General features: G+C 43.2%; 2 pseudogenes. One reads left to right on the forward strand and one right to left on the reverse strand.

Annotated elements, in window-relative coordinates:
* Positions 1–228: pseudogene (locus R7Z50_RS31280) on the reverse strand (AraC family transcriptional regulator); the annotation flags it as partial.
* Positions 229–316: 88 nt separating this feature from the next.
* Here R7Z50_RS31280 and R7Z50_RS31285 point away from each other — a divergent pair.
* A pseudogene (locus R7Z50_RS31285) lies at positions 317–509 on the forward strand (MFS transporter); the annotation flags it as partial.

Below are 509 nucleotides of genomic sequence, written 5' to 3' on the forward strand. Positions count from 1 at the left end.
AATACAAATGGAATCATTTAGGGCAAACGTCATGCATCCTTGTGGCGCGTAAAGTAACTGACCTTTATGGTGCTGATGCATCCCTGAGTCGTGTCTACCAACATCTGCAGCAATGCCGACCACGTTGGCTGTGAGCTTGTCTGCATCAAACTGAGTGTTTTCTTCAATAAGTGCCATTTGTCCGAATTTTGATGTTTTTGGTCTTAATGATGTTAATGGGTAAAGCATAACGCCTTCTATACTGCGCGCCAAGTTAAGTTTGTTACCCACTTAAGCTTCTGAATTCATCAGGTCGAAGTGGGATAGAGAGGCAAAAATGAAAACGAAACCTTCTATTGGATTAATGGTTGTGATGCTGATGTTTCCGCAAATTGTAGAGACGATTTACAGCCCTGCACTTGGTGATATTGCACAGTCATTCTCAACCACCTATTCGCAAGCAGCGCAAACCCTATCGATCTACTTTACAGCATTTGCAATCGGAGTCGTGGTTTGGGGTCTATTAGCAG

This window comes from Vibrio sp. 1249-1, from assembly GCF_033340495.1.